The sequence below is a fragment of the Streptomyces sp. NPDC047081 genome (assembly GCF_040643775.1).
GTDB lineage: Bacteria > Actinomycetota > Actinomycetes > Streptomycetales > Streptomycetaceae > Streptomyces.
Genome location: NZ_JBEYUY010000045.1, coordinates 1 through 22,440 on the forward strand (window position 1 = coordinate 1; position 22,440 = coordinate 22,440).

At 71.0% G+C, this 22,440-nt stretch carries 19 protein-coding genes; 15 read left to right on the plus strand and 4 right to left on the minus strand.

Annotated features, from left to right (window positions below; translation table 11 throughout):
• Both ABZ848_RS45950 and ABZ848_RS45955 read left to right on the plus strand, forming a co-directional pair.
• A partial coding sequence (locus ABZ848_RS45950; RefSeq protein WP_360842005.1) for an FAD-linked oxidase C-terminal domain-containing protein occupies nt 1-1,796 on the plus strand: 1,796 nt, incomplete at its 5' end.
• Entirely contained in the window at nt 1,793-3,232 is a 1,440-nt protein-coding gene (locus tag ABZ848_RS45955) for an NAD-dependent succinate-semialdehyde dehydrogenase (protein WP_360842008.1), read from the plus strand. The genes ABZ848_RS45950 and ABZ848_RS45955, both read left to right, overlap by 4 nt.
• Before the next feature lie 107 nt (nt 3,233-3,339).
• Here the strand turns inward: ABZ848_RS45955 and ABZ848_RS45960 are convergent, their stop codons facing one another.
• Complete coding sequence (locus tag ABZ848_RS45960; protein ID WP_360842010.1) at nt 3,340-4,086, minus strand: IclR family transcriptional regulator; 747 nt, start codon at nt 4,084-4,086, stop codon at nt 3,340-3,342.
• Nucleotides 4,087-4,381: 295 nt separating this feature from the next.
• Here ABZ848_RS45960 and solA point away from each other — a divergent pair, with 295 nt between their 5' ends.
• The 12 genes from solA to ABZ848_RS46020 all read left to right on the plus strand — a co-directional run bounded on the left by solA (nt 4,382) and on the right by ABZ848_RS46020 (nt 17,502).
• Nucleotides 4,382-5,518 carry an N-methyl-L-tryptophan oxidase gene (gene solA, locus ABZ848_RS45965; protein WP_360842013.1) on the plus strand — a complete coding sequence of 379 codons (1,137 nt, stop codon included), beginning with the start codon at nt 4,382-4,384 and terminating at the stop codon, nt 5,516-5,518.
• 2 nt (nt 5,519-5,520) lie between these two features.
• The gene (locus ABZ848_RS45970) at nt 5,521-6,582 is read left to right on the plus strand and encodes a succinylglutamate desuccinylase/aspartoacylase family protein (RefSeq protein ID WP_360842016.1); all 1,062 of its coding nucleotides are present in this window, start codon (nt 5,521-5,523) and stop codon (nt 6,580-6,582) included.
• A 106-nt stretch (nt 6,583-6,688) separates the two neighbouring features.
• Complete coding sequence (locus tag ABZ848_RS45975) at nt 6,689-7,795, plus strand: ABC transporter substrate-binding protein (protein ID WP_360842019.1); 1,107 nt, start codon at nt 6,689-6,691, stop codon at nt 7,793-7,795.
• Nucleotides 7,788-8,936, plus strand: a complete 1,149-nt coding sequence (locus tag ABZ848_RS45980) for an ABC transporter ATP-binding protein (protein ID WP_360842022.1) — start codon at nt 7,788-7,790, stop codon at nt 8,934-8,936. Before ABZ848_RS45975 ends, ABZ848_RS45980 begins: the two co-directional genes overlap by 8 nt.
• A gap of 5 nt (nt 8,937-8,941) precedes the next feature.
• Entirely contained in the window at nt 8,942-9,862 is a 921-nt protein-coding gene (locus ABZ848_RS45985) for an ABC transporter permease (RefSeq protein ID WP_360842026.1), read from the plus strand.
• Nucleotides 9,859-10,728: an ABC transporter permease subunit gene (locus ABZ848_RS45990; protein ID WP_360842029.1), complete on the plus strand. Its 870-nt coding sequence runs from the start codon at nt 9,859-9,861 to the stop codon at nt 10,726-10,728. The genes ABZ848_RS45985 and ABZ848_RS45990 overlap by 4 nt, the downstream gene beginning before the upstream one ends.
• Nucleotides 10,725-12,110 (plus strand): aminotransferase class III-fold pyridoxal phosphate-dependent enzyme, encoded by a 1,386-nt coding sequence (locus tag ABZ848_RS45995; RefSeq protein WP_360842032.1) that lies wholly within the window; start codon nt 10,725-10,727, stop codon nt 12,108-12,110. Before ABZ848_RS45990 ends, ABZ848_RS45995 begins: the two co-directional genes overlap by 4 nt.
• A gap of 28 nt (nt 12,111-12,138) precedes the next feature.
• Nucleotides 12,139-13,092 (plus strand): succinylglutamate desuccinylase/aspartoacylase family protein, encoded by a 954-nt coding sequence (locus tag ABZ848_RS46000; protein WP_360842035.1) that lies wholly within the window; start codon nt 12,139-12,141, stop codon nt 13,090-13,092.
• Nucleotides 13,089-14,549, plus strand: coding sequence for an aldehyde dehydrogenase family protein (locus ABZ848_RS46005; protein WP_360842037.1), 1,461 nt, complete (start codon nt 13,089-13,091; stop codon nt 14,547-14,549). The genes ABZ848_RS46000 and ABZ848_RS46005 overlap by 4 nt, the downstream gene beginning before the upstream one ends.
• On the plus strand, nt 14,546-15,493 hold the full coding sequence (locus ABZ848_RS46010) for an aldo/keto reductase (protein WP_360842039.1): 948 nt from the start codon (nt 14,546-14,548) through the stop codon (nt 15,491-15,493). Before ABZ848_RS46005 ends, ABZ848_RS46010 begins: the two co-directional genes overlap by 4 nt.
• Nucleotides 15,494-15,539: 46 nt before the next feature.
• Nucleotides 15,540-16,205 carry a haloacid dehalogenase type II gene (locus ABZ848_RS46015; RefSeq protein WP_360842041.1) on the plus strand — a complete coding sequence of 222 codons (666 nt, stop codon included), beginning with the start codon at nt 15,540-15,542 and terminating at the stop codon, nt 16,203-16,205.
• Between the two features lie 13 nt (nt 16,206-16,218).
• A complete protein-coding gene (locus ABZ848_RS46020; RefSeq protein WP_360842044.1) occupies nt 16,219-17,502 on the plus strand; it encodes an FAD-binding oxidoreductase in 1,284 nt (427 codons plus the stop codon).
• A 377-nt stretch (nt 17,503-17,879) separates the two neighbouring features.
• On the opposite strand, the gene ABZ848_RS46025 is transcribed toward ABZ848_RS46020, so the two are convergent.
• Genes ABZ848_RS46025 through ABZ848_RS46035 form a run of 3 tightly spaced genes read right to left on the minus strand, consistent with a single transcriptional unit; the run spans nt 17,880 to nt 19,389 of the window.
• Nucleotides 17,880-18,371 carry a DUF4188 domain-containing protein gene (locus tag ABZ848_RS46025; RefSeq protein ID WP_360842047.1) on the minus strand — a complete coding sequence of 164 codons (492 nt, stop codon included), beginning with the start codon at nt 18,369-18,371 and terminating at the stop codon, nt 17,880-17,882.
• A gap of 35 nt (nt 18,372-18,406) precedes the next feature.
• The gene (locus ABZ848_RS46030) at nt 18,407-18,616 is read right to left on the minus strand and encodes a 2TM domain-containing protein (RefSeq protein ID WP_360842049.1); all 210 of its coding nucleotides are present in this window, start codon (nt 18,614-18,616) and stop codon (nt 18,407-18,409) included.
• Between the two features lie 50 nt (nt 18,617-18,666).
• Nucleotides 18,667-19,389 carry an alpha/beta hydrolase gene (locus ABZ848_RS46035; RefSeq protein WP_360842052.1) on the minus strand — a complete coding sequence of 241 codons (723 nt, stop codon included), beginning with the start codon at nt 19,387-19,389 and terminating at the stop codon, nt 18,667-18,669.
• Between the two features lie 339 nt (nt 19,390-19,728).
• On the opposite strand from ABZ848_RS46035, the gene ABZ848_RS46040 reads away from it, so the two are divergent.
• Nucleotides 19,729-22,302 carry a 2Fe-2S iron-sulfur cluster-binding protein gene (locus tag ABZ848_RS46040; protein ID WP_360842055.1) on the plus strand — a complete coding sequence of 858 codons (2,574 nt, stop codon included), beginning with the start codon at nt 19,729-19,731 and terminating at the stop codon, nt 22,300-22,302.
• Nucleotides 22,303-22,440 lie beyond the last annotated feature (138 nt).

The following is a 22,440-nucleotide window of genomic DNA, read 5'->3' on the forward strand; positions in this document are numbered from 1 at the left end:
GCGGACGGGTCGTGGCGAGCGCAGCCGAGCGCCGCTCGCTGTGGCGCGTGCGCGAGGACGGGGCCGGGCTCGCCGCCCGCCTGGTGGACGGCGGGGAATCCTGGCCCGGCTGGGAGGACGCGGCGGTCGCGCCCGGCCAACTCCCCGCCTACCTGCGGGACTTCCGCAAACTACTGGCCGCGCACGGCCTCACCGGCGTGCTCTACGGCCACTTCGGGGCGGGCTGCGTACACGTCCGCATCGACTTCGACCTCGCCACGGACACCGGCCGCGGCGCCGCACGCCGCTTCCTCCGCGAGGCCGCCGCCCTGGTCGTGGAGCACGGCGGGACCCTGTCGGGCGAGCACGGCGACGGCCGGGCCCGCGGCGAGCTGCTGGAGGTCATGTACGGCCCCCGGCTGATCCGGGCGTTCGCCGCCTTCAAGGAGATCTTCGACGCCGAGGGGCTGCTCAACCCGGGCGTCGTCGTAGCCCCGGCCCCGCTCGACGCCGACTTCGCGCTGCACACGCCCGCCGACGTACTGCCCGTCGAGACGCTCTTCTCCTTCCCGCACGACGAGGACGGGTTCGCGGGCGCCGTGCGCCGCTGCGTCGGCGTCGGCCGCTGCCGCAGCGACACCGGCGGCGTGATGTGCCCCAGCTACCGGGCCACGGGGGAGGAGAACGCCTCGACCCGGGGCCGGGCCCGGCTGCTCCAGGAGATGGTGCGGGGCGGGACGGTCCGGGACGGCTGGCGCTCGACGGAGGTACGTGACGCCCTCGATCTGTGCCTGTCCTGCAAGGCGTGTTCCAGCGACTGCCCGGTGGGCGTCGACATGGCCACGTACAAGGCGGAGTTCCTGCACCAGCACTACAAGGGCAGGGTCAGACCCCGCTCCCACTACTCGCTGGGCTGGCTGCCGCTGGCCTCCGTCCTCGCGGGGTACGCCGCCCGGCCCCTCAACGCCCTGCTGCGCGGGCCGTTCGGCAGGTTCCTCGCCCGGCTCGGCGGCGTGACCACCGAGCGCCGTATCCCCGCGTTCGCCTCCCGGCGCGCACTGCGCCGAGTCCTGGGCGCGACGCGGCCGGGCACCGAGGCGAAAGCGCTGCTCTTCGTCGACAGCTTCACCCGCGCCTTCCGCCCCGAGGTGGCCGGCGCCACCAGCCGCGTGCTCACCGCCGCCGGAGTTCCGTGCAGCCCCCGGACCGGCCTGTGCTGCGGCCTGACCTGGGTCAGCACCGGCCAGCTGTCCGTCGCGCGCGCCGTCATGGCCCGTACGGTGGCCCACCTGGACGACGGCGACGAACGGCCCCTGGTGGTGCCGGAACCCAGCTGCGCCGCCGCCCTGAAACGCGACGTGCCCGAACTGCTCGGCACCGAGGCCGCCCGCCGCGTCGCGGCCCGCGTCCACACCCTCACCGGCGCCCTCACCGACCTCGCCGCACCGGAGTGGACGCCACCCCCGCTGCCCGAGGCCGTCGTCCTGCAGACCCACTGCCACGAGTACGCCACCTTTGGGGACCACCCGCGCGAACTGCTCCGCCGGCTCGGCGTACGGCAGGTCGACGAGGCCGAGGGCTGCTGCGGACTGGCCGGGAACTTCGGCTTCGAGGCACAGCACCACGCCACCTCGATGGCCGTCGCCGCCCTGGAACTGGGACCCCGCCTCGACGGCGCCTCACCCGATACGCCCGTCGTCGCCGACGGCTTCGGCTGTGCCACCCAGGTCGACCATCTCGCCGGCGATCGGGGCGTGCGCGCCGTACATCTCGCACAACTGCTCGACCTCGCCGACCAGCCAGGAGAACCCTCATGACCGACACACCCACGCAGTTGTTCATCGGCGGCGTCTGGGCGGATGCCTCGGACGGCGCCACGATGCCCGTCGACGACCCCGCGACCGGCGAGATCCTCTGTCACGTCGCCGACGCCGGGCCCAAGGACGCCCGGCTAGCGGAGGACGCCGCGGTGCGGGCACAGGAGGACTGGGCGCGTACGGCACCGCGGGCGCGCAGTGAGATCCTGCGCCGCGCCTACGAGATCGTCGTCGAGCGCACCGACGAACTCGCCCTCCTGATGACGTCCGAGATGGGCAAGCCGCTGGCCGAGGCCAGGGGAGAGGTCGCCTACGCTGCCGAGTTCCTGCGCTGGTTCTCCGAGGAAGCCGTCCGCATCGACGGCGGCTTCGGCGTCCTGCCCGACGGCCGCAACCGCATGCTGCTCTCCCGCCGTCCGGTGGGCCCATGCCTGCTCATCACGCCCTGGAACTTCCCGCTCGCGATGGGCGCCCGCAAGATCGGTCCGGCGGTCGCGGCGGGCTGCACGATGGTGCTCAAGCCGGCGCCGCAGACCCCGCTTTCCAGCCTGGCCCTGGCCGCGATCCTCCAGGAGGCCGGTCTGCCGGACGGGGTGCTGAACGTCGTCACCACTTCGCGGGCGGGCGAGGTGTGCGAGCCGCTGCTACGTGGCGGGCGCATCCGCAAGCTGTCCTTCACCGGCTCCACGGCGGTCGGCCGCCTGCTGCTCGCGCAGTGCGCCGACACGGTCGTACGGGCCTCGATGGAACTTGGCGGCAACGCGCCCTTCATCGTCTTCGACGACGCCGACCTGGACGTGGCCGTGGACGGTGCGATGACCGCCAAGATGCGCAACATGGGGGAGGCGTGCACGGCGGCGAACCGCTTCTTCGTGCACCGGTCGGTGGCGGAGGAGTTCGGGGCGCGGCTCGCCGAGCGGATGGGTGCGCTCGTGGTCGGTCCTGGGACCGGGGACGGGGTCGACGTCGGTCCGCTCATCGACGGGGCCGGACGCGCCAAGGTCGAGGAACTGGTCGCCGACGCGGTGGCGCGTGGAGCGCGGGTGCTCGTCGGCGGACGTACGCCCGAGGGGCCCGGCTGTTTCTACCCGCCGACCGTGCTGGCCGACGTGGACCCCGGGAGCCGTCTGATGGGTGCGGAGATCTTCGGCCCGGTGGCGGCGATCCTCACCTTCGACGACGAGGACGAGGTCGTCCGCCGCGCCAACGACACGCCCTGGGGCCTGGTGGGGTACGTCTTCACCGAGGGCCTGGACCGGGGGCTGCGGGTCGGCGAACGCCTCGACGTAGGCATGGTGGGCCTCAACACCGGCCTTGTCTCCAACCCCGCGGCTCCCTTCGGCGGCGTCAAGCAGTCCGGGCTCGGGCGCGAGGGCGGCCGGGTCGGGATCGACGAGTTCCTGGAGTACCAGTACTTGGCGATGCCCGTGCGGTGACCGTGACCTGCTACCCCCGTACGCGGGAAGCGCCCTGAAGGGGCGCGACCAGCCACGAAGGCGCCGCAGCCGACCGACAACCCCTCGCTGCTCTTCCAGCGGGGCGCTCAGGCACTCAGCAGCCGCCCCGTGATCTCCGCCGCCGTGCCCGCCACCAGGTCGCCCCACTCGCGCACCCGGTCCGCGTCGAAGCGGGAGTCGGGCATCGAGACGGCCACGGCGGCGAGCGGCGCCCCGCCCGCGTCGAGCACCGGCGCGGCGAGCGCGCAGACGCCCAGGCGGTACTGGTTCTGGTTGAGCGCGTAGCCGTCCTCGCGGATGCGGTCCAACTCGGCGCGCAGTTCGCCGGGTTCGGCGGGGGTCGTGTCGCTGAAGCGCTCCAGGCCGCGCGCGATGAGCTCCTCGACGTCCTGCCTCGGAAGGTGCGCGAGGATGACGCGCCCGGTGGCCGTCGCGTGCAGCGGCGAGGTGTCGCCGATGGCGTGATAGGTCCGTACGGCGTGGTCGCAGTCCACGCGGTCCACGACGACCATGCACTGGAGGGCGTCGGGCACCGTCAGGTGGATCGTCTCGTTCACCGCGTCCCGCAGGCGGATCATCGGCTCCCGGGCGGCCACGAACAGGCCGGAGCCCTGCAGGGCCGCGGGCCGTACCGCCAGCACGCGGGCGCCGATCTCCCAGCGTGTGGTGTCCCGTCGGTTGGCGCGCAGCCAGCCGGCCTCGGCGAGTGTGACCAGGGTGCGCTGCACGGTCGACTTGGGCAGTCCGAAGAGCTTCGTCAGTTCCCCGACGGTGACCGGCTGGTGCTGGGCGACGGCCTCCAGGATGCGCAGTGACCTGGTGACACTCTTCATTTCCATCCGGTTTCCCCCTGTTAATCCTCGGAATCGCTGCCGGACACCCTCTTGACTCCGCGTCGGAGCCGCTGACATTCTCGTGCCAGATTCTAGCACAGCGTGCCACATAGTGGAACGGTCCTCCGGAGGTCCTCCCGGGACATGAGCCGGGACCGCCGGACAGGGGCAGTCGCGCCCCGCGGGCCTTCAGGTGGCCCGAACCCTCCAAAAAAAGCCTCGAATCCGACAGTCCGCGTCGAGCAGTCCATGCCGAGGGCCACCGTGTGCCCCCGCGAACCGAAAGGAATCCCCCGTGTCAGCTGCCAGGAAGCGCGTCGTGGTCGTCGGCGTCGGAACGATGGGCAGCCAGGCCGCCTGGCGGCTGGCCGCCCGCGGAGCCGACGTCGTCGGATACGACAGGTTCGCCCCCGGCCACGACCGCAGCGCCGCCGGCGGTGAGACCCGGATCTTCCGCAGCGCCCACTTCGAGGACTCCCGCTACGTTCCGCTGCTCAAGCACGCCGACGCCCTGTGGGAGGAGCTCCAGCGGGAGACCGGCCGTGAGCTGCGCCGCCTGACCGGCTGCCTGCTCATGGGCCCGACCGAACACCAGCAGATGGCCACCGTCCTGGAGTCCATCGCCGAGCACGACCTCGACCACGAGGTGCTCGACGCCGACTCCCTCGCCAAACGCTTCCCGCAGTTCCGCGTCGAGGACGGCGACGCGGCCGTGCTCGACCGCCGCGCCGGTTACATCCGGCCGGAGCTGACCGTCCAGACCGCGGCCCGGCGCGCCGAGGAACTGGGCGCCCGGATCCACCGCTACACCACGGTCCGCGAGATCGTCCCGCTGGCGAACGGCGTGGAGATCCGCACCGACGCGGGCGCCGAGCGCTTCGACACGGCGGTCGTCACCGTCGGCCCCTGGATCAACGACCTGCTGCCCGACCTGCCCTGGGAGGTGGACGTCCGCCGACTGGTCAGCGCCTGGTACGTACCCACCACCGAAGCCTGGTTCGGCGAGGAGAGCCCCGCGTTCATCCGGACGGCGCCCACCCACTGCTACGGCCTGCCCTCGCCGGACGGCGTCTCCGTCAAGCTCGGCCTGTCCAAGGCCCTGCACCGGCCCGCGGGCGACCCGAACCAGCTGGAACGGACCGTGCGGCCCGAGGAACTGGAGACCTTCACCGAGCTCATCGGACGCCACATGCCCGACCTGGACCCCGACCCGATCCGCCTCTCCGTCTACATGGAGGGCTACACCGAGAGCAGCCGGCCGCTGGTCGGCCCGCTGCCCGGCGCCGACGACGTCGTGCTGCTCGCCGGGTTCTCCGGCCACGGCTTCAAGCTCTCGCCGGCCTTCGGCGACATCGCGGCCGACCTCGCCCTGGACGGCACCACACCCCGACCCATCGACTTCCTGTCCACCATCGACCGCACGGAGGCCTGATCATGGACAACGGCACGCTCTCCGTAGGGCCGCTGTCGGCCGCGCCCGGCACCAAGGTCCGCGGCACCGTCCCCGCCGACCTCGGCACCCTCACCCTCGATATCCCGCTGACCCTGGTCAACGGCGACCGTCCCGGCCCCCGCGTGGTGATCACCGCCGGTGTGCACGGCGGCGAGTTCACGCCCATCGACGCGGCGGTACGCCTGGCGACCCTGGTGGAACCCGCCGGACTGAGCGGGCAGTTGATCGTCTGCCCGGTCGCCAACCCGCCCGCGGTCTACGAGGGCCGGCTCAACGTCTCCCCGCTCGACGGCGTGAACATCAACCGCGTCTTCCCCGGAACCCAGGACGGCGGCCCCACCGAGCGGCTGGCGGCCTGGCTCTTCGCCCACCTCGTCGACGGCGCCGACGTCTACGTCGACCTCCACTGCGGCGGCATCGACCAACTCCTGCGCGACTTCGTCGGATACCGGCTCACCGGGAACCCCGACCTCGACAAGGCGACGGCCGAACTGGCCCACTCCTTCGGCGTCGAGGACGTCGTCCTCGGGCTGACCGCCGAGGGAGGCAACAGCCACGCGGCCGCCGCCCGCCGGGGCATCTCCGCGGTGCTCGTCGAGGTGGGCGGGCTCGGCCAGCGCGACGAGGCCACCACCCTGCGACGCGTCGACGGCCTGTGCCGGGCCCTGCGTCACCTGGGCGTGCTGAACCCGGACGGTACGGCCGAATTCGCCGGCCCTGCCCCGGCGATCCGCGAATGGGTCTGGGCCGCCGGGGTCACGGCCGAGGCCACCGGACTGTGGTACCCCGAGGTGTCCGCCGGCGACGAGGTGGCGGAGGGCGAACTCCTCGGCCGTATCGCCGACCCGGCCGACGGCCGCGAGTACGCGGTCCACGCCCCGGCCGGCGGGCGGATCTTCTACCACATGCACGGCCTGACCGTCGCCCCCGGCGCCGAGCTCGCCGCCATCGCCGCGCCGTGGGACCCCGACCGGGCCACCGAGTCCGCAGGCTTCCACACCCCCGGCGTGGGCACCGCCCCCGACGAGACCGACCCCGCCTGACGCATTCCCACGGCGCCGCCCCCACTCCCGGCGCTCCCCACCAGGGCCCCGCTCCCCGCCCCGACCGCTTCCCTGCCCATGGGGCAGCACCACCAGGAGGCACACGATGAACAACGCCCGGATCGACCGCAGAACTTTCCTCCGCGGAGTCGGCACCGCCGCGGCGGGCGCCGCAGCCGCGACCGTCCTCAGCGCCTGCGGCACCGGCACCAGCCGGTCGTCCACCGGTGCCGGCGCCAAGAGCTCCAAGACACTGGTCGTCCGCGACAGCGGCGGCACCTACGGTGACGCCAACCGCACGGCCATCTACGACCCGTTCACCAAGGAAACCGGCATCACCGTCGAGGTGGTGAACATCCACTACGCCGAGATGCTCGCCCAGATCCAGCAGGGCCGCCCGCAGTTCGACGTCATCGACGACTCGATGGCCGACTTCCTGCGCTTCAGCAAGGCCGACGCCACCGTGGACCTCGACCACGACCGGCTGAAGAACCTCAAGAGCGCGGGGATCGCCGACGCGCTGGTCACCTCCAACGCGATCGGCAAGAACTACTGGGCCAGCGTCATGGCGTACCGCACCGACGTCTGGGACGGAAAGAAGCTCTCGACCTGGGCGGACTTCTGGGACACCAAGGCGTTCCCCGGCAGCCGCTCCCTGCAGGCACTGGACGCGGACCTGCCCGAGCTGGAGTTCGCCCTGCTCGCCGACGGCGTGGCGATGGACAAGCTCTACCCGCTCGACGTGGACCGCGCCTTCAAGTCCCTCGACAACATCAAGGGGTCCGTCAAGAAGTACTGGGACACCGGTGCCCTGCCCGGCGTGCTCCTCGGCCGCAAGGAGGTCGTGGCCTCCACCGTCTGGCACGGCCGCCTCGACGACCTGATCAAGCAGGGCTCCCCGCTCGCCTACCAGTGGAACGGCGCCCGCCGCCAGAGCAACGCCTACGGCATCGCCAAAGGCGCCGCCAACCTCGACGCCGCCTACCAGCTCATCGACTTCGCCCTGCAACCCGAGGTGCAGGCGCACTACGCCGAGCTCTACCCGATGGCCCCCTCGGTGCCCGCCGCCTACAAGAAGCTCTCCTCGACCGTCGCCGCCAACCTGGGCAGCTCCCCGGACCACCTCAAGACCGGCTTCGACGCGGACGTCCAGTGGTGGCACGACAACCAGGACGCGGTGGCCAAGCGCTGGCAGGAGTGGGCCCATGCCTGAGGCAGACGTGATGTCCGATCTCTCGCACTCCGCCCCGGCCGCCCTGACCGGCAGCGGCAAACCCCTCTCCGTGACCCGCCTGCGCAAGAGGTACCGCGGAGGGGTCACGGCCGTCGACGAGGTCTCCATGGAGATCGCGGCGGGCGAGTTCGTCACCTTCCTCGGGTCCTCCGGCTCCGGCAAGACCACCACCCTGATGATGATCGCCGGATTCTGCGAACCCGACTCCGGCAGCATCGTCGTGGGCGGCAACGACGTCACCCGCCTCGCCCCGCAGAAGCGCGGGCTGGGTTTCGTCTTCCAGCAGTACCTGCTCTTCCCGCACATGACCGTGTGGGAGAACGTCGCCTTCCCGCTGCAACTGCGCGACACACCCAAGGCGGAGCTGCGGCGTCGGGTCGGCGAGACCCTGGAGATGGCGGGGCTCTCCGCGATGGCCCGCCGCCGCCCGCGCGAGCTGTCCGGCGGCCAGCAGCAGCGCGTCGCCCTGTGCCGGGCCCTGGTCTACAGGCCCCCGGTGATCCTCATGGACGAACCGCTCGGCGCCCTCGACAAGAAGCTGCGCGACCAGCTCCAGACCGAGATCAAACGCATCCAGCAGGAACTCGGCCTGACCGTCATCTATGTGACGCACGATCAGGAGGAGGCCCTGGTCCTGTCCGACCGCATCGCGGTGATGCGGGACGGCCGCATCGACCAGTTCGACACCCCGCGGGAGCTCTTCGAGCGCCCCCGCACCCCCTTCGTCGCCGACTTCCTCGGTGCCGCGAACTTCCTCCCCGGCCACATCGAGGAACACACCGCGGACCACCTGCTGGTACGGCTCGACACCGGCGGTCTCCTCAAGGCGCGGGCACAGCAGGCGGCGTCCGTGGCCAAGGCGCCGGTGCGGGCCGCGGTCCAGCCCGGCCGGCTCGCCCTGCGCCCCGCCGGCGAGGGCTTCTGTACCGGGACCGTCGAGACGGTCACCTACGTCGGCACCCTCGTCCGGGTCACCGTCCGCCCCGAAGGCGCCGTGGCCACCGGCGTCGTACGGCTGGAACTGCCCGCAGGGCGCGCCCCCGTGCCCGGCGAACGGGTCGGCCTCGGCGCGGAGCCGGCGGACGTCAGCGTGTTCGCCGACCCCGAAGAAGGGAGGTGAGAACGGTGGCCGTGCTCGCTCCGGCACCCGACTCCGCCGCTCCGGTCACCCGCGGGAAGCGGCTGAGCCGCGCCTGGTCCGACCGCCGTACTCGCTTCGGACTGCTCAACGCCGTCCCGGTCGTCGTGTACCTGCTGATCCTGTTCGTCTACCCGATCTTCAGCACCCTCCTGCTGAGCCTGAAGGGCGAGCACGGCGGCTTCACACTGCACTGGTACGCCGACGCGTTCCGCGGCGCCAACCTGGACATCCTGCTGACCACCCTGCGGATCTCCGCCGAGACCTCACTGCTGAGCCTGGCCATCGGCCTGGTGCTGGCCGCCGCCGTGTCCCGGCTGAAGCCCCTGTGGGCAGGGCTGGTGATGGTGGTCGTCGTCCTTCCGCACTTCATCAGCGCGCTGGTACGCACCTACGGCTGGATCATCCTGCTCGGCGAGTACGGCGTCATCAACACCGTCCTGAAGGACCTCCACGTCCCGGGCGCCCCCTTCGACCTGCTCTACAACGAGCTCGGAGTCGTCATCGGCACCACCTCCGTGATGCTGCCGTACACCGTGCTGGTGCTGTACGCCGTCATGCAGGGCATCGACCGCCGGCTGATGGCCGCGGCGGCCGGCATGGGCGCCGGGCGGATCACCATCTTCCGCCGTGTCTACCTGCCGCTGGTCGCCCCCGGCCTGGTCAACGCGGGCATCCTCTGCTTCATCCTCTGCCTCGGCTACTACATCACCCCCGCCCTCATGGGCGGCCCGAAGCAGACCATGGTGGCCTCCCTCATCGACAACCAGGTCATGCAGCAGGGCGAATGGAACGGGGCATCCGCGCTCGGCATCATCCTGCTGCTCCTCACCTTCGCCGGACTCGGGCTGCTCAGACTCCTGAAGACAGCGGGCGAGGCGTACCGGAACCGAGGTACGGCATCATGATCGAACTCCGCTCCACCCTCGCCGGCCGCATCACCCTGGCCGTCCTGTCCACGCTCATCCTGCTGTTCCTGGTGCTGCCGATCGTCGTCATCGTCGTCACCTCCTTCGGCAAGGACGCCTTCGGTAACTTCCCGCCGTCCGGCTGGACGTTCGGCTGGTACCACAAGCTCTTCGCCGAGGGCAGCAAGTGGCCCGCCGCGCTGGCGCTCAGCGCCCTCGTCGCCTCCCTGACCACCGTCTTCTCCCTGATTCTCGGCATGACCGCGGCCACCGCCCTGGTCCGCAGCGAACTGCCGCTGCGCTCGGCGCTCTACGGCCTGGTCCTGGCACCACTGGTGATTCCCCAAGTCGTCATCGCCCTCGGGCTGTTCCTGCTCTTCGAACCGGCCGCGATGCTCGGCAGCCCGATCGCCATCGCGCTGGGCCACACCGTGCTGTCCGCGCCGATCGCGGTGATGATCCTCATGGCCACCCTGAAGGGCATCGACGAACGCCTGGAGGACGCAGCCGCCAGCATGGGCGCGAGCCGCATCACCGTCGCCCGGCGCATCATCTTCCCGCTGGCCGTGCCGGGCCTGGTCGCCGCCGCGATCTTCTCCTTCATCACCAGTTTCGACGAGTTCTTCATCGCGCAGTTCCTGTCCACGGTGAACACCGTGACCCTGCCGGTGCAGGTGTTCAACGTCCTGCAGTACAACGTCGATCCGTCGGTGACGGCCATCAGCGCGATCCTCATCGCGATCGCCGTCCTGGCCCTGGCCCTGGTCGCGGTGGTACGCCGGCTCGGCGGTTCCGGCGACCGGACGGGCCTGCTGCCGACCGAGCCGGGTGCCGGCATCGTGGCCGTGAGCGAGGCCGCGAAATGACCACCGCTACCGCCACCGAGGTGCTGTCCGCGAGCGCGGCCCGCCACCTGCTCCTCAACATGACTCCCAACGGCTCTTTCGGCCCGGACGGCGACGACGTCTTCGTCGTCCGCCGCGGCGAGGGCGCGTACGTCGAGGACTCCGACGGCAGGCGCTACATCGACGGGCTCTCCGGCCTGTACTGCTGCCAGCTGGGCTATTCCTACGGCCCCGAGTTCGCCGAGGCGGCCGAGCGGCAACTGCGCGAGCTGTGCTTCAGCCCCCTGTGGTCCGCCTCCGCGCACCCCACGGCGATCGAACTCGCCGAGCGGCTGTCCCGGATCGCACCGCCGGGCATCGAGCACACGTTCTTCTGCGGCGGTGGCGCCGAGGCCGTCGAGACCGCCTGGAAGCTCGCCCGCCGCTACCACGCACTGCGCGGTGAGCCCGGCCGCACCAAGGCGATCGCCCGGCGCGGCGCCTACCACGGGCTGACCGTCGGCACCCTCTCCTTCACCGACGACCCCGCACTGCGCGAACCGTACGGCCCGCCCGCCGTCGAGACCAGGTTCGTCTCCCACACCAACCGCTTCCGCCTCGCGCCCGAGTACCTCGACGACGAGCTGTTCACCTCCCGGCTGCTCGGCGAACTGGAGGCGGCGGTCCTGGCCGAGGGCCCGGAGACGGTCGCCATGCTGATCGCCGAGCCGGTGCAGAACCGGGGCGGCTGCATCACCCCGCCCACCGGCTACTGGGAGGGACTGCGGGCCCTGGCCGACCGGTACGGCTTCCTGCTCGTCGCCGACGAAGTCATCACCGCCTTCGGACGGCTCGGCGAGTGGTTCGGCGGCGACCGCTACGGCGCCCGCCCGGACATCGTCACCGTCGCCAAGGGCATCACCGCCGGATACGCCCCGATGGGCGCGACCCTGGTCGGCGACCGGGTCGTCGAGGTCGTCAACCGGCCGGGCACGGTCCTCAACCACGGCTACACCTTCGCCGGGCACCCGCTGAGCGCGGCCATCGCCCTGCGCAACCTGGAGATCATGGAGCGGGACCGCATCCTCGACAACGTCCGCGGCCTCCAGGACCACCTCGCCTCCCGCATGGCCGCACTCGCCGGCCTACCGATCGTCGGCGACATCCGCGGCGCCGGATTCTTCTACGCCGCCGAGCTGGTCGGCGACCTCGACGGCGGCGGCTTCAGCGACACCGCCCGCGCCGCCCTGATCGCCGACCTGCTCCCGCGCCGCCTGCGCGAGGCCGGCCTCCTGGCCCGCGTCTACAACCGCGCCGCGCCGCTGGTCCAGATCGCACCCCCACTGATCAGCGACCGCCCCCTCCTCGACCGCGTCGCCGACATTCTCGCGGCCTGCCTCGACGAGGCCTCCGGCCGTCTGTGACACCCGCATCCGAAAGGAACCCCCCCATATGTACTTCATCGGTCCGCTGACCGTCGCCCCCGGCGAGCGTGCCCAGGGCCTCATCCCGGTCGGCACCAGCACCTACGGCGTGGAGCTCGGCATCCCGCTGATCGTCGTCAACGGCGCCCAGGACGGCCCGGTGCTCTGCGTCGACGCGGGTGTGCACGGCGACGAGTACGACGGCCAGGAGGCCATCCGGCGCGTCCTCGCCGAGACCGACCCCGCCACCCTGCACGGCACGCTCGTCGGCATCCCCTGCCTCAACACCCCCGCCTTCGAAGCGGCGGCCCGCGCGAGCGACCTCGACCACCTCAACCTCAACCGCATCTTCCCCGGCGACACGGAGGGCTCGTACACCCTGCGCCTGGCGGCCACCTTCGTCGAACAGGTCATCCCCGCCATCGACGCCCTCGTCGACCTGCACACCGGCGGCACCTTCGGCGAGATCGCCCCCCTGGCCATCCTCCAGGGCGGCTACGAGCACCTGGCCACCGACCTCGCCCTCGCCGCCGGACACGAACTGGTCTGGAAGGGCGGCAAGTGGGGCGGCACGGTCCGTCACCCCACCCTCGACGCCGGAAAGCCCGCCATCACCATCGAGGCCGGCGGCGGCACCTACCGCGAGGCCACCGTCGAACTGCACATGAACTCGGTCCGCAACATCATGCGCAGCCTCGGCATGACCGAAGGCGACGCGGAACTGCGCACCACCTACACCGCCGTCTCCGGCACCTTCGCCCGCTCCAAGGCCGGCGGCTTCTTCGTCGCGCACACCGAGCCGGGCCAGAACTGCAAGGAGGGCGACCTGATCGGCAGCATCGTCGATCACTACGGCAGCACCCTGGAGGAGGTCCGTGCCCCGCAGGAGGGCGTCGTGCTCTGGGTGCGCCGGATCCGCACCGTCCACCCGGGCGACGAGGTCGTCATCTTCGGCGAGGTACAGGGAGAGATCCTGCCGTGACCAGCGAACTCCAGCTCACCGAACTGCTCATCGACGGCAAGCAGGTCCCGGCCGCCGACGGCCGCACCTTCACCGTCCTCGACCCGTCCGACGGCACCGCCATCGCCCAGGTCGCGCTGGCCGGGAAGACGGACGTCGACCACGCGGTGGCCGCCGCACGGGCGGCCTTCACGGCACCCGAGTGGGCCAGGATGCGCGCCGCCGACCGGGGCAGGCTCCTGTACCGGATCGCCGGGGCCATCCGCGACCAGGGCGAACGCCTGGCCCGACTGGAGAGCCAGGACGTCGGCAAACCGCTCGGCCAGGCCAGGGCCGACGTCGAGGCCGCAGCCCGCTACTTCGAGTTCTACGCGGGCGTCGCCGACAAGCTCGGCGGCACCACCATCCCGCTCGGCCCCGGCCTGATCGACTACACCGTCCGCGAGCCGATCGGCGTCACCGGCCAGATCATCCCCTTCAACTACCCGATGCAGAACATCGCCAGAGGCTCCGCGCCGGCCCTCGCCGCTGGCTGCACCGTGGTGCTCAAGCCCTCGCCCGAGGCGCCCCTCACCCCGCTGGAGATCGGCAGGATCGCCCTGGAGTGCGGCCTGCCGCCGGGCGTGCTGAACGTCGTCCCGGGCGACGGCGAGACCGGCGCCGCCCTCGCCGGCCACCCCGGCATCGACCAGGTCACCTTCACCGGTTCGGTGGCCACCGGCATCAAGGTCGCCCAGGCCGCCGCCGCCAACGTGGTCCCGTCCGTCACGGAGTTGGGCGGCAAGTCGCCCTTCGTCGTCTTCGCCGACGCCGACTACGACCTCGCCCTGAAGGCCATCCTCGGGGCCTCCTTCAGCAACGCCGGCCAGACCTGCTCGGCGGGCACCCGGCTCCTCCTCCAGCGCGGTGCCGAGGACTTCCTCGACCGGCTGGTCGCCAAGCTCGCCTCGCTGCGCATCGGTCCCGGCCTCACGGACCCCGACATCGGCCCGCTGGTCGCCGCCCGCCAGCGCGACCGGGTCCTCGGCTACCTGGACCTGGCCCGCGAGGAGGGTGCCACGGTACGGACCGGGGGAGGAGCGCCGTCCGCCCCCGAACTCGCCGACGGCTACTACATCGAGCCGACCGTCCTCACCGGCCTCACCAACGACGCCCGCTGCGCCCGCGAGGAGATCTTCGGCCCAGTCGTCACGGTCATCGAGTTCGACGACACCGACGAGGCCCTGCGGATCGCCAACGACACCCCGTACGGCCTGTCCTCCTACGTCTGGACCCGCGACCTCGACAAGGCGCTGCGCCTGGCCGAGGGCATCCGGGCCGGCCAGGTCTCCGTCAACGCCACCGGCATCGGTACCGGCGTCGAGCTGCCCTTCGGCGGCTACAAGCACAGCGGCTGGGGCCGGGAGAAAGGACTCGAAGGCCTGGCGAGCTACACGCAGACCAAGAACGTCTGCATCGGTTTCGGAGACCGCTCATGAGATACCGCACGCTCGGCGCGCGCGGCCCGACCGTCTCCGTGGTCGGCGTGGGCGGCAACAACTTCGGCTCGCGTCTCGACCAGGAGGGCACGCGGGCGGTCGTCCACGCGGCCCTCGACGCCGGGATCACCCTCTTCGACACCGCCGACATCTACGGCGCGTTCGGCGAGGACGGCGGCTCGCGCGGCGACGGCGAGCGACTCCTCGGCGCCGCGCTCAAGGGCCACCGCGACGAGGTCGTCCTCGCCACCAAGTTCGGCATGGAGATGTCAGGGGCGGAGGCGGAAGCCGAACGGCACGGCCCGCGCGGCTCCCGCCGCTACATCCGGTACGCCGTCGAGGCATCCCTGCGTCGCCTGGGCACCGACCGCATCGATCTCTACCAGTACCACGAGCCGGACGGCGTCACCCCCCTCGACGAGACGGTGGCGGCGCTGCGCGAGCTGGTCGACGAGGGCAAGGTCCGCCACCTCGGCTGCTCCAACCTCCCGCCCGACCAGCTCACCGATGCCTTCGTCTGCGCCCAGGACCGCTACCACCTGCTCGACCGCGGCGCGGAGAACGACCTGATCCCCGCCTGCCGCCGCCTCGGCATCGGCGTGCTCCCCTACTACCCCCTGGCCAACGGTCTGTTGAGCGGCAAGTACCGGCGCGGCGGGACACCCCCGCCCGGCAGCCGGCTCTCCTGGCGCCAGGGCTGGCTCACCGACGCCGCCCTCGACCGCGTCGAGGCCCTCACCGCCTACGGCACCGAACGGGGCCTGAGCCTCCTCCAGGTGGCCGTAGGCGCACTCGCCGCCCTGCCCGCCGTCGGCTCCGTCATCTGCGGCGCCATGACCCCCGACCAGATCACCGCCAACGCCGAGGCGGCCGACTGGATCCCGAACGCCGACGACCTGGCCGCCCTCGACTCGATCGTCACGCCCGGCGAACGCGTCGTCTGAATCTTCCAAGTCCCCCAGAAATCCCGCGAATCGAGGCTGAACCAGCATGCGAGAGATCGTCACCTTCGACGCCTACGGCACCCTGGTCGACTTCCAGCTCGGCCCGACCACCCTCAAGGTCCTCGCCGACCGGCTCGACCTGGACGGCCTGGACGTCGACGAGTTCCTCGACGACTTCCGCGTCATGCGCTTCCAGGCCGTCCTGGAGGCCTACCGCCCCTACCACGAGGTCCTGCACTCCAGCCTGCGCATGGCGATGCGTCTGCACGGTCTGGAATACCGCACCTCGGACGGCGACGCCCTCGTCGAGGCCGTCCCCACCTTCGGCCCCTTCCCCGAGGTGCCCGACGCCCTGCGCGCCCTGAAGTCCCGGTACGAGATCGCCATCATCTCCAACACCGACGACGACCTCATCGCCCGCAACGTCGCCAACATCGGCGTCGAGTTCGACCACGTCATCACCGCCCAGCAGGCGCGGGCGTACAAGCCGGACCGCCAGACCTTCGAGCACGCGTACAAGACGATCGGCGTCGACCCCGCCCAGGTCATCCACACGGCACAGGGCTGGGAGTACGACCTCATCCCGACCCGCGACCTCGGCCTGAAGCGCCGGGTCTGGATCAACCGCTACGGCCGCCCCGGCAGCACCGCCTACCGGCCCTACGACGAACTCCCCGACCTGTCGGGCCTGCCCGCGCTGCTCGGCTGCTGAACCGGAGCCCACGATGAAACAGATCCCGTACTGGCTCGACACCGCCCCGCCCCTGCCCGACCGCTCCGGAAAGGACCTCCCCGAGGAGGCGGACGTGGTGGTCGTCGGCGGCGGACTCACCGGCCTGTCCACCGCCTACCACACCGCCCGCAAGGGGGCCCGGGTCGTCCTCGTCGAGAAGGACAAGGTCGGCTCGGGCGCATCCGGCCGCAACGGCAGCATGTGCACCCAGGGCATCACCATCAGCCCCGCCGAGGCCCGCAAGCGCTACGGGCAGGAGCGCGCCCGCGAGCTGTACAACGCCTTCCGCGAGGCGGTCGACGTCGTCGAGAACCTCACGCGCGAGGAGGACATCGACTGCGACTTCCACCGCGCCGGCCGCCTCGGCGTCGCCTTCAAGCCGCGGCACTTCGAGGCCATGCGGGCCAAGCAGCGCGACCTGGCCGACAACTTCGGCCACGAGACCCAGCTCCTGACCCGCGCGGAGCTGAAGGCGGAGCTGTCCTCCGACTACTACCACGGCGCCCTGCTGGACCCGCTCAGCGCGGGCCTGCACGTCGGCAAGTACGTCCACGGCCTCGCCGACGCCGCCGAACGGGCCGGAGCCGAGATCCACGAACGCAACGCGGCCACCGGCCTCACCCGCCTGCCCGGCGGCGGCTTCCTGGTCGAGACCCTGCACGGCACCATCCGCGCGGGGCAGGTCATGGCCGCCACCGACGCCTACACCGACAAGGCGATGCCCTGGTTCCGCAAGCGGCTGATCAACGTCGGCAGCTTCATCATCGTCACCGAGCCGCTGGGGGAGGCACGCGCGAAGGAACTCATCCCGAACGGCCGCCTGGTGGTCGACTCCAAGAACATCGGCCACTACATCCGCCTCACCCCCGACCACCGCCTCGCCTTCGGCGGCCGCGCCCGCTTCGCCCCCTCCAACCCCGCCTCCGACCTCAAGAGCGGCGACGTCCTCAGGCGCGAGATGACGGAGATCTTCCCGCAGCTCGCGGGGGTGCGGATCGACTACGTCTGGGGCGGCACGGTCGGCTTCTCCTGGGACCGCGTCCCGCACGCAGGCGAGACCGACGGCCTGTACTACTCCATGGGCTACTGCGGCCACGGCGTCCAGATGGCCACGTACATGGGCCGCGCCGTCGCCGAGATGATGGACGGCAAACCGCAGGCCAACCCGCTGCGCGGCCTCGGCTTCCCGAAGGTCCCCGTCCCCTTCTACAACGGCACGGCCTGGTTCCTGCCCTTCGGCGGCGCCTACTACAAGGCCAAGGACCGGCTGCGCTGAGCCGCACGGGACAGCGGCGACACCGAGGGGACCGCCTGCGGTGTCACCGCTGTCACGTCGCCGCGGCGGCGGCCGACAGGCCGAGGCCGCCCACCGACCAGAACGTGTCGGCGCACGCATCCAGGACGGCTTGGTGGCGGACGGTCAGCCGCCGCGGTGCCGATCGAACCGCCCACGGTGTTCAGGAGGTTGAGCGCTCCGGAGGCGCGCGGGATGTGTTCCCTCAGGTGAGGGAGGACGGTACAAGATGAAACCGCGTTGACTCCACCAGCCGTTGCGCGCTCTAGAGCGGCTACGCCAGCCGTACGATCCGGGTGCTTCCGGCGGAGGAGGTGGACGTCACCGCCAGGGCGGCCTGCGCGTCCGGACCCGGCAGTTCACTTCTCTCCCGTACGCAGCCGCTGCGCCGCCGTGTCGCCGCGCCGGCCGACCGGAACGACACCGGTCGCGGCGCCGAGGCCGTACGCGGGCATGTCGACGTACACCGACTCGTAGGAGCCGGCCGGGACGATGAACGTCTCGTGCCAGATACCCACATGCCCTTTGGCGGCGCGTGCTCGTCGGTTGAACGCCGTCCATGCGGGCCTGTGCTCCTTGTCCTGCTGGTGGGCGTAGGCCAGGAGCCGGTCCTTGTCGGACCAGTACTGGACGACGTAGAAGTCGCGCAGGCTGCCGTAGAGCACCTTGTACCCGAGAAGCCCGCTGGCTTTCTCCTGCGACAGCTCACGCAGCATGCGCGGCATCGACATGAATGCCGGCAGCCAGTTGGAGAATGCTCGTAGCCGATTGATCCGTAGCCCGATATGGAAGACGACGACGTCGCCTTCGGCGGCGGCGGTGTTGCGACCCGGAACCACTTTCTCGGACATGACTTTTCCTCCGGTCGTCTTTGAGATGGTTCACGTCACGAGCGGGCAACTGAGCGGGACTTCACGCGAATCGCCCAGAAATGGATCACCATGCCGATGCCCCAGCCCACAATCGACCACAAGGGCCAGAAGAAGCGGTCCGGGGTGAAAATCGCCCACAGCACCACCTGAGCGGCGTTGGCGAGGACGTACCAGAAGAAGTGGATCCGCAGACCCCACCGCATGGCCTTTTCGCTCTTGTGCACTTTCCCTCCCATGGGTCCTCGGGGCACTGCACTTGCGCCGCCCGGCGGTGCTACCGCGGGGGCGCCTGCTCCTGTGCGGCGGTCTCGATGAGGGCCACCGTCGCACCGGGCCGGGAGACGAACACCATGTGGGAAGCACCCTCGACCACCTGCGACTTCGCCCCCGAACGCAGGGCCATGAACTCCTGCGTCGCCGGTGGGATGATCCTGTCGGCGCCGCTGATCAGGTTGTAGCTGGGGATCGTGTGCCACGCCTGCGGACCGGTGGCCGGCTCGCCCAGCGCGGCGCCGGTGGCCGGACGCTGCGTGATCGAGTAGAGCGTGGCCTCCTCCAACGACACGTCGGCCGCGAAGTGGGGATGAAAGACCTTCGGTTCGATGTAGAGATCCACCTGTCCGTCGGGCAGCGGGACCGGCTTCAGGGATTCGCCCACGGTGCTGCCCGGGAACCGCTCGACCAGTGCCTGCGCGCTCTCGCCCGTCTCCGGCACGAACGCCGCCAGGTAGACCAGTGCCTTCACGTTGGCGTTCCCTTCGGCGGCGGCCGAGATGACCGCTCCGCCGTACGAGTGCCCGACCAGCACGATCGGTCCCTCGATGCTGTCGAGCAGCGCCCTGACGTGAACCGCGTCAAAGGCGAGCCCCCGAAGGGGATTCGGCGCGGCCACCACTGGATAGCCGTCGGCGACAAGCCGCTTGGCGACGGCGTTGAAGCCGCTGCTGTCGGCAAAGGCACCGTGTACGAGCACGATCGTCGGATTCCCGTTCACCATGAACCACCCTCTTCTTCGGACGACGGCCGACGAGGACCGCAGCGGTGCTCCGTCTCTCCCGCACCGTCCGGCCGACGACCACTTCTGCGCACCGCGACAGCAGGCAACGTCCGCTCATGTGACCTCGGCCGCCGGACATGTGCGGGCCCGTCGGAACACAGCACAGAACGACACGGCTCCACACCCTCACGCTCGGCGCCAAGCTATGGCCTCGCACTGGACGGACAGGGAATGAGAGCAGGGCCCGGTTCCCGGCGGACTTCACAGATCATTCAGTCGACGTCAAGCGCATTCGGCCAACCTGAGCCTCGGCGGTCGGATGACTGGGGGGTGCGGAAGATGTCGGACGAGGAAGCCGATGTCGTTGTGATTGGGTCGGGCATGGGTGGTCTCGCGGCAGCGCGGGCGATCGCACAGTTCGGCGGTCAGCGCGTTCTCGTCCTCGAACAGCACTACACGCTCGGCGGGATGACGCACGAGTTCTCCCGCGCCGGGCGCTACCGGTTCGGTACCGGGCTGCATTACATGAGCGCGAACTCCGGCCCGTTCCTCGGATTCATGACGGACGGACGGGCGCAACTGTCGCTCCTGCCGGACGAGTACGACGCCCTGCACTTCCCGGAACTCGATTTCGCCGTCCCCGCCACTGAGGAGGCGTTCCGCACGCGTCTGAAGGAACGGTTCCCCGCCGAGGCCGAGGCCATCGACGACTTCTTCCGGACCACTCGCCGGGCCATGGCGGGACTGACGGCGCGCAATGTCCTTGCATCGTTCCCGGCCGGTATCCGCAAGGCGACTGCGCCGCTGGTGGAGCGGCTCTTCCCCTCGACCTTCCGATCGTTGCGGGACCAGGTCCTGCGGAGCTTTGGCGATCCGGGTCTGCGAGCCGTTCTGGCCGCGCGGTGGGGGCTGTACGGCACCCCGCCCGCATCGAGCGCGTTCGGCTATCACGCGGCGGTCCCGCTGACCTTCTTCATGGACGGCACCGCACACCCCGTGGGCGGCCCGCAGGAACTCAACCGGGTCGTCCTGCAGATCCTGCGACGGTACGGCGTCGTGCTGCGCCCCCGGCAGCGGGTCCACGAGGTGGTGGTCGAAGGCGGCAGAGCGACCGGGGTGGACGTCGAGGACACCGCCACCGGCCGCCGTTACCGGGTGCGGGCCGACACGGTGGTCTCGGCGGCCGGAGTGCGCAACACGTACGCCCTGATCGGGCGCAGCCATGAACTGGCGGATCTGCCCGAGGAACGGTCGGCGGTCATGCTGTTCCTCGGCCTGGACCGGTCGCCGGCCGTGTTCGGGTTGCGCGGCGAGAACCACTGGTTCATGCCCGATCTCCAGGAACACGACAGCGGGCCGCGCCCGCCGGGGGAAGGCACGTTGTACGTGTCGTTCGCGTCGCTCAACAACCCGGCCGCCCGGTTCCACACCGTGGAGCTGCTCGAACTGGTCGATCCCCGGCTGGTCGACCCGTGGCGTGGGACACCCGAGGGTGAGCGGCCGGAAAGCTACCGGAAGTTCAAGGACGAGTTGACCGAACGGCTGCTGGCCCGCCTGGAGGAGCGCTGGCCCGGATTCCGGGAGACGGTCGCCTTCGCCGAACTGGCGACGCCGCTGTCGTTCGAGACCTATCAGCACAGCGTGCTGGGATCCTTCTACGGCCTCGCGGCGACTCCGCGACGACTGCGCTCGGCCCGGGCGGGATGCCGTACTCCGGTCAAGGGCCTGTTCGTCGCCGGTCAGGACGCCTGGGGTTCCGGTGTGGTGGGGGCCCTGGCAGGCGGGCTGATGGCGGCGAACGCCGTCCTGAGACCGCGGCAGCTCGGAACGATGTGGCGGGCCATCCGCTCCGGAGCAACGGCCCGGGACCCGGCCGTGCCCTGGGAGGGTTATCTGCGCGTGGCCGGCATCGAGATGCTGACCCCGACGGTCCGCAGGATCCGCCTCGCACCTCTGTACGAGGACACGATGCCGTTCTCCTTCGCCGCCGGTCAGTACCTGAAGGTCGAGCTGCCCGTTGCCATCGAGCCGATCGAACGGTCGTACTCGATCTGCAGCAGTCCCGGGGAGAGCGGCTTCGTCGAGATCGCCGTCAAGCACGAGCCGGACGGCCTGGGCTCGGGGTTCCTCCATGAGGAACTGGAGGCCGGACTGGCGTTGCGGGTGAGCGGCCCGCACGGGGCGTTCACCTGGCAGCCGGGCTCCTCGCACGGCACGGCGGACACCCTTCTGCTCATCGCGGGAGGTGTCGGGATCACCCCGCTGATGAGCGTGTTGCTGGCCGCCGCCGACGCCGGTCACACCGGGCGGATTGTCCTGCTGGCGAGCTACCGGACCGCGAACGAGGTGGTGTTCGGTCCGGAACTCGCGGCGCTGCGGTCCCGGCTGCCCGGGCTGGAGATGTCGGTCTTCGAAACCGACCGGCACGGGCGGATCGGCTCCGACGCGTTAGCGCCCCATGCCGGTCCGACGACCCGCGTGCACCTGTGCGGGCCGGCGGCCATGATGCAGGACCTGATCGGATGCCTGACGGAGCTGAGGGTGCCGCGAGAGGCCATCCACACCGAGGCGTTCGTGTCCGGCCGGAGCAGGGAGACCCGCCGGGAGAAGGCGCACGCCATCGCCGTCGCCGCCGCGGCGGCCGGTGTCACCGAGTTCATGATCGACACGGATGGTGGCGCCCCGGCGTTCCCGTGCAGTCCTGGGCAGTCGGTCCTCGACGCCGCCAACGCCGTCGGCGTCGCGTTGCCCCAGTCGTGCGGCGAAGGCGCGTGCGGCACCTGCCGGGTGCGGGTGCTCTCCGGCGCCCACGAGAGCGACGACCGAGGGATGTTCTCCGCGGACGAGTTGGCGAGGGGCTGGCGGCTGGCCTGCCAGACGCTGCCCACCGAGGACCTGGTGATCGGTCAGTAGGACGGACGGTCGGTCAGTAGGACGGTCGGTCGGTAGGACGGCGGCGGTCACCACGCGCAAGGTCCCGGCGGCAGGACCGGTAGTACTCCACAACCTTCGGCGGGGGCAGCGGGGGCCGTGAGGGCGACCCGGCACTGA

Bases quoted from the DNA above. Each gene is read 5' to 3' on its own strand.
- ABZ848_RS45955 (WP_360842008.1), top strand. From the start codon at position 1,793: ATGACCGACACACCCACGCAGTTGTTCATCGGCGGCGTCTGGGCGGAT.
- ABZ848_RS45960 (WP_360842010.1), bottom strand. From the start codon at position 4,086: ATGAAGAGTGTCACCAGGTCACTGCGCATCCTGGAGGCCGTCGCCCAG.
- ABZ848_RS45970 (WP_360842016.1), top strand. From the start codon at position 5,521: ATGGACAACGGCACGCTCTCCGTAGGGCCGCTGTCGGCCGCGCCCGGC.
- ABZ848_RS45975 (WP_360842019.1), top strand. From the start codon at position 6,689: ATGAACAACGCCCGGATCGACCGCAGAACTTTCCTCCGCGGAGTCGGC.
- ABZ848_RS45980 (WP_360842022.1), top strand. From the start codon at position 7,788: ATGCCTGAGGCAGACGTGATGTCCGATCTCTCGCACTCCGCCCCGGCC.
- ABZ848_RS45990 (WP_360842029.1), top strand. From the start codon at position 9,859: ATGATCGAACTCCGCTCCACCCTCGCCGGCCGCATCACCCTGGCCGTC.
- ABZ848_RS45995 (WP_360842032.1), top strand. From the start codon at position 10,725: ATGACCACCGCTACCGCCACCGAGGTGCTGTCCGCGAGCGCGGCCCGC.
- ABZ848_RS46000 (WP_360842035.1), top strand. From the start codon at position 12,139: ATGTACTTCATCGGTCCGCTGACCGTCGCCCCCGGCGAGCGTGCCCAG.
- ABZ848_RS46010 (WP_360842039.1), top strand. From the start codon at position 14,546: ATGAGATACCGCACGCTCGGCGCGCGCGGCCCGACCGTCTCCGTGGTC.
- ABZ848_RS46015 (WP_360842041.1), top strand. From the start codon at position 15,540: ATGCGAGAGATCGTCACCTTCGACGCCTACGGCACCCTGGTCGACTTC.
- ABZ848_RS46020 (WP_360842044.1), top strand. From the start codon at position 16,219: ATGAAACAGATCCCGTACTGGCTCGACACCGCCCCGCCCCTGCCCGAC.
- ABZ848_RS46025 (WP_360842047.1), bottom strand. From the start codon at position 18,371: ATGTCCGAGAAAGTGGTTCCGGGTCGCAACACCGCCGCCGCCGAAGGC.
- ABZ848_RS46035 (WP_360842052.1), bottom strand. From the start codon at position 19,389: ATGGTGAACGGGAATCCGACGATCGTGCTCGTACACGGTGCCTTTGCC.
- ABZ848_RS46040 (WP_360842055.1), top strand. From the start codon at position 19,729: ATGTCGGACGAGGAAGCCGATGTCGTTGTGATTGGGTCGGGCATGGGT.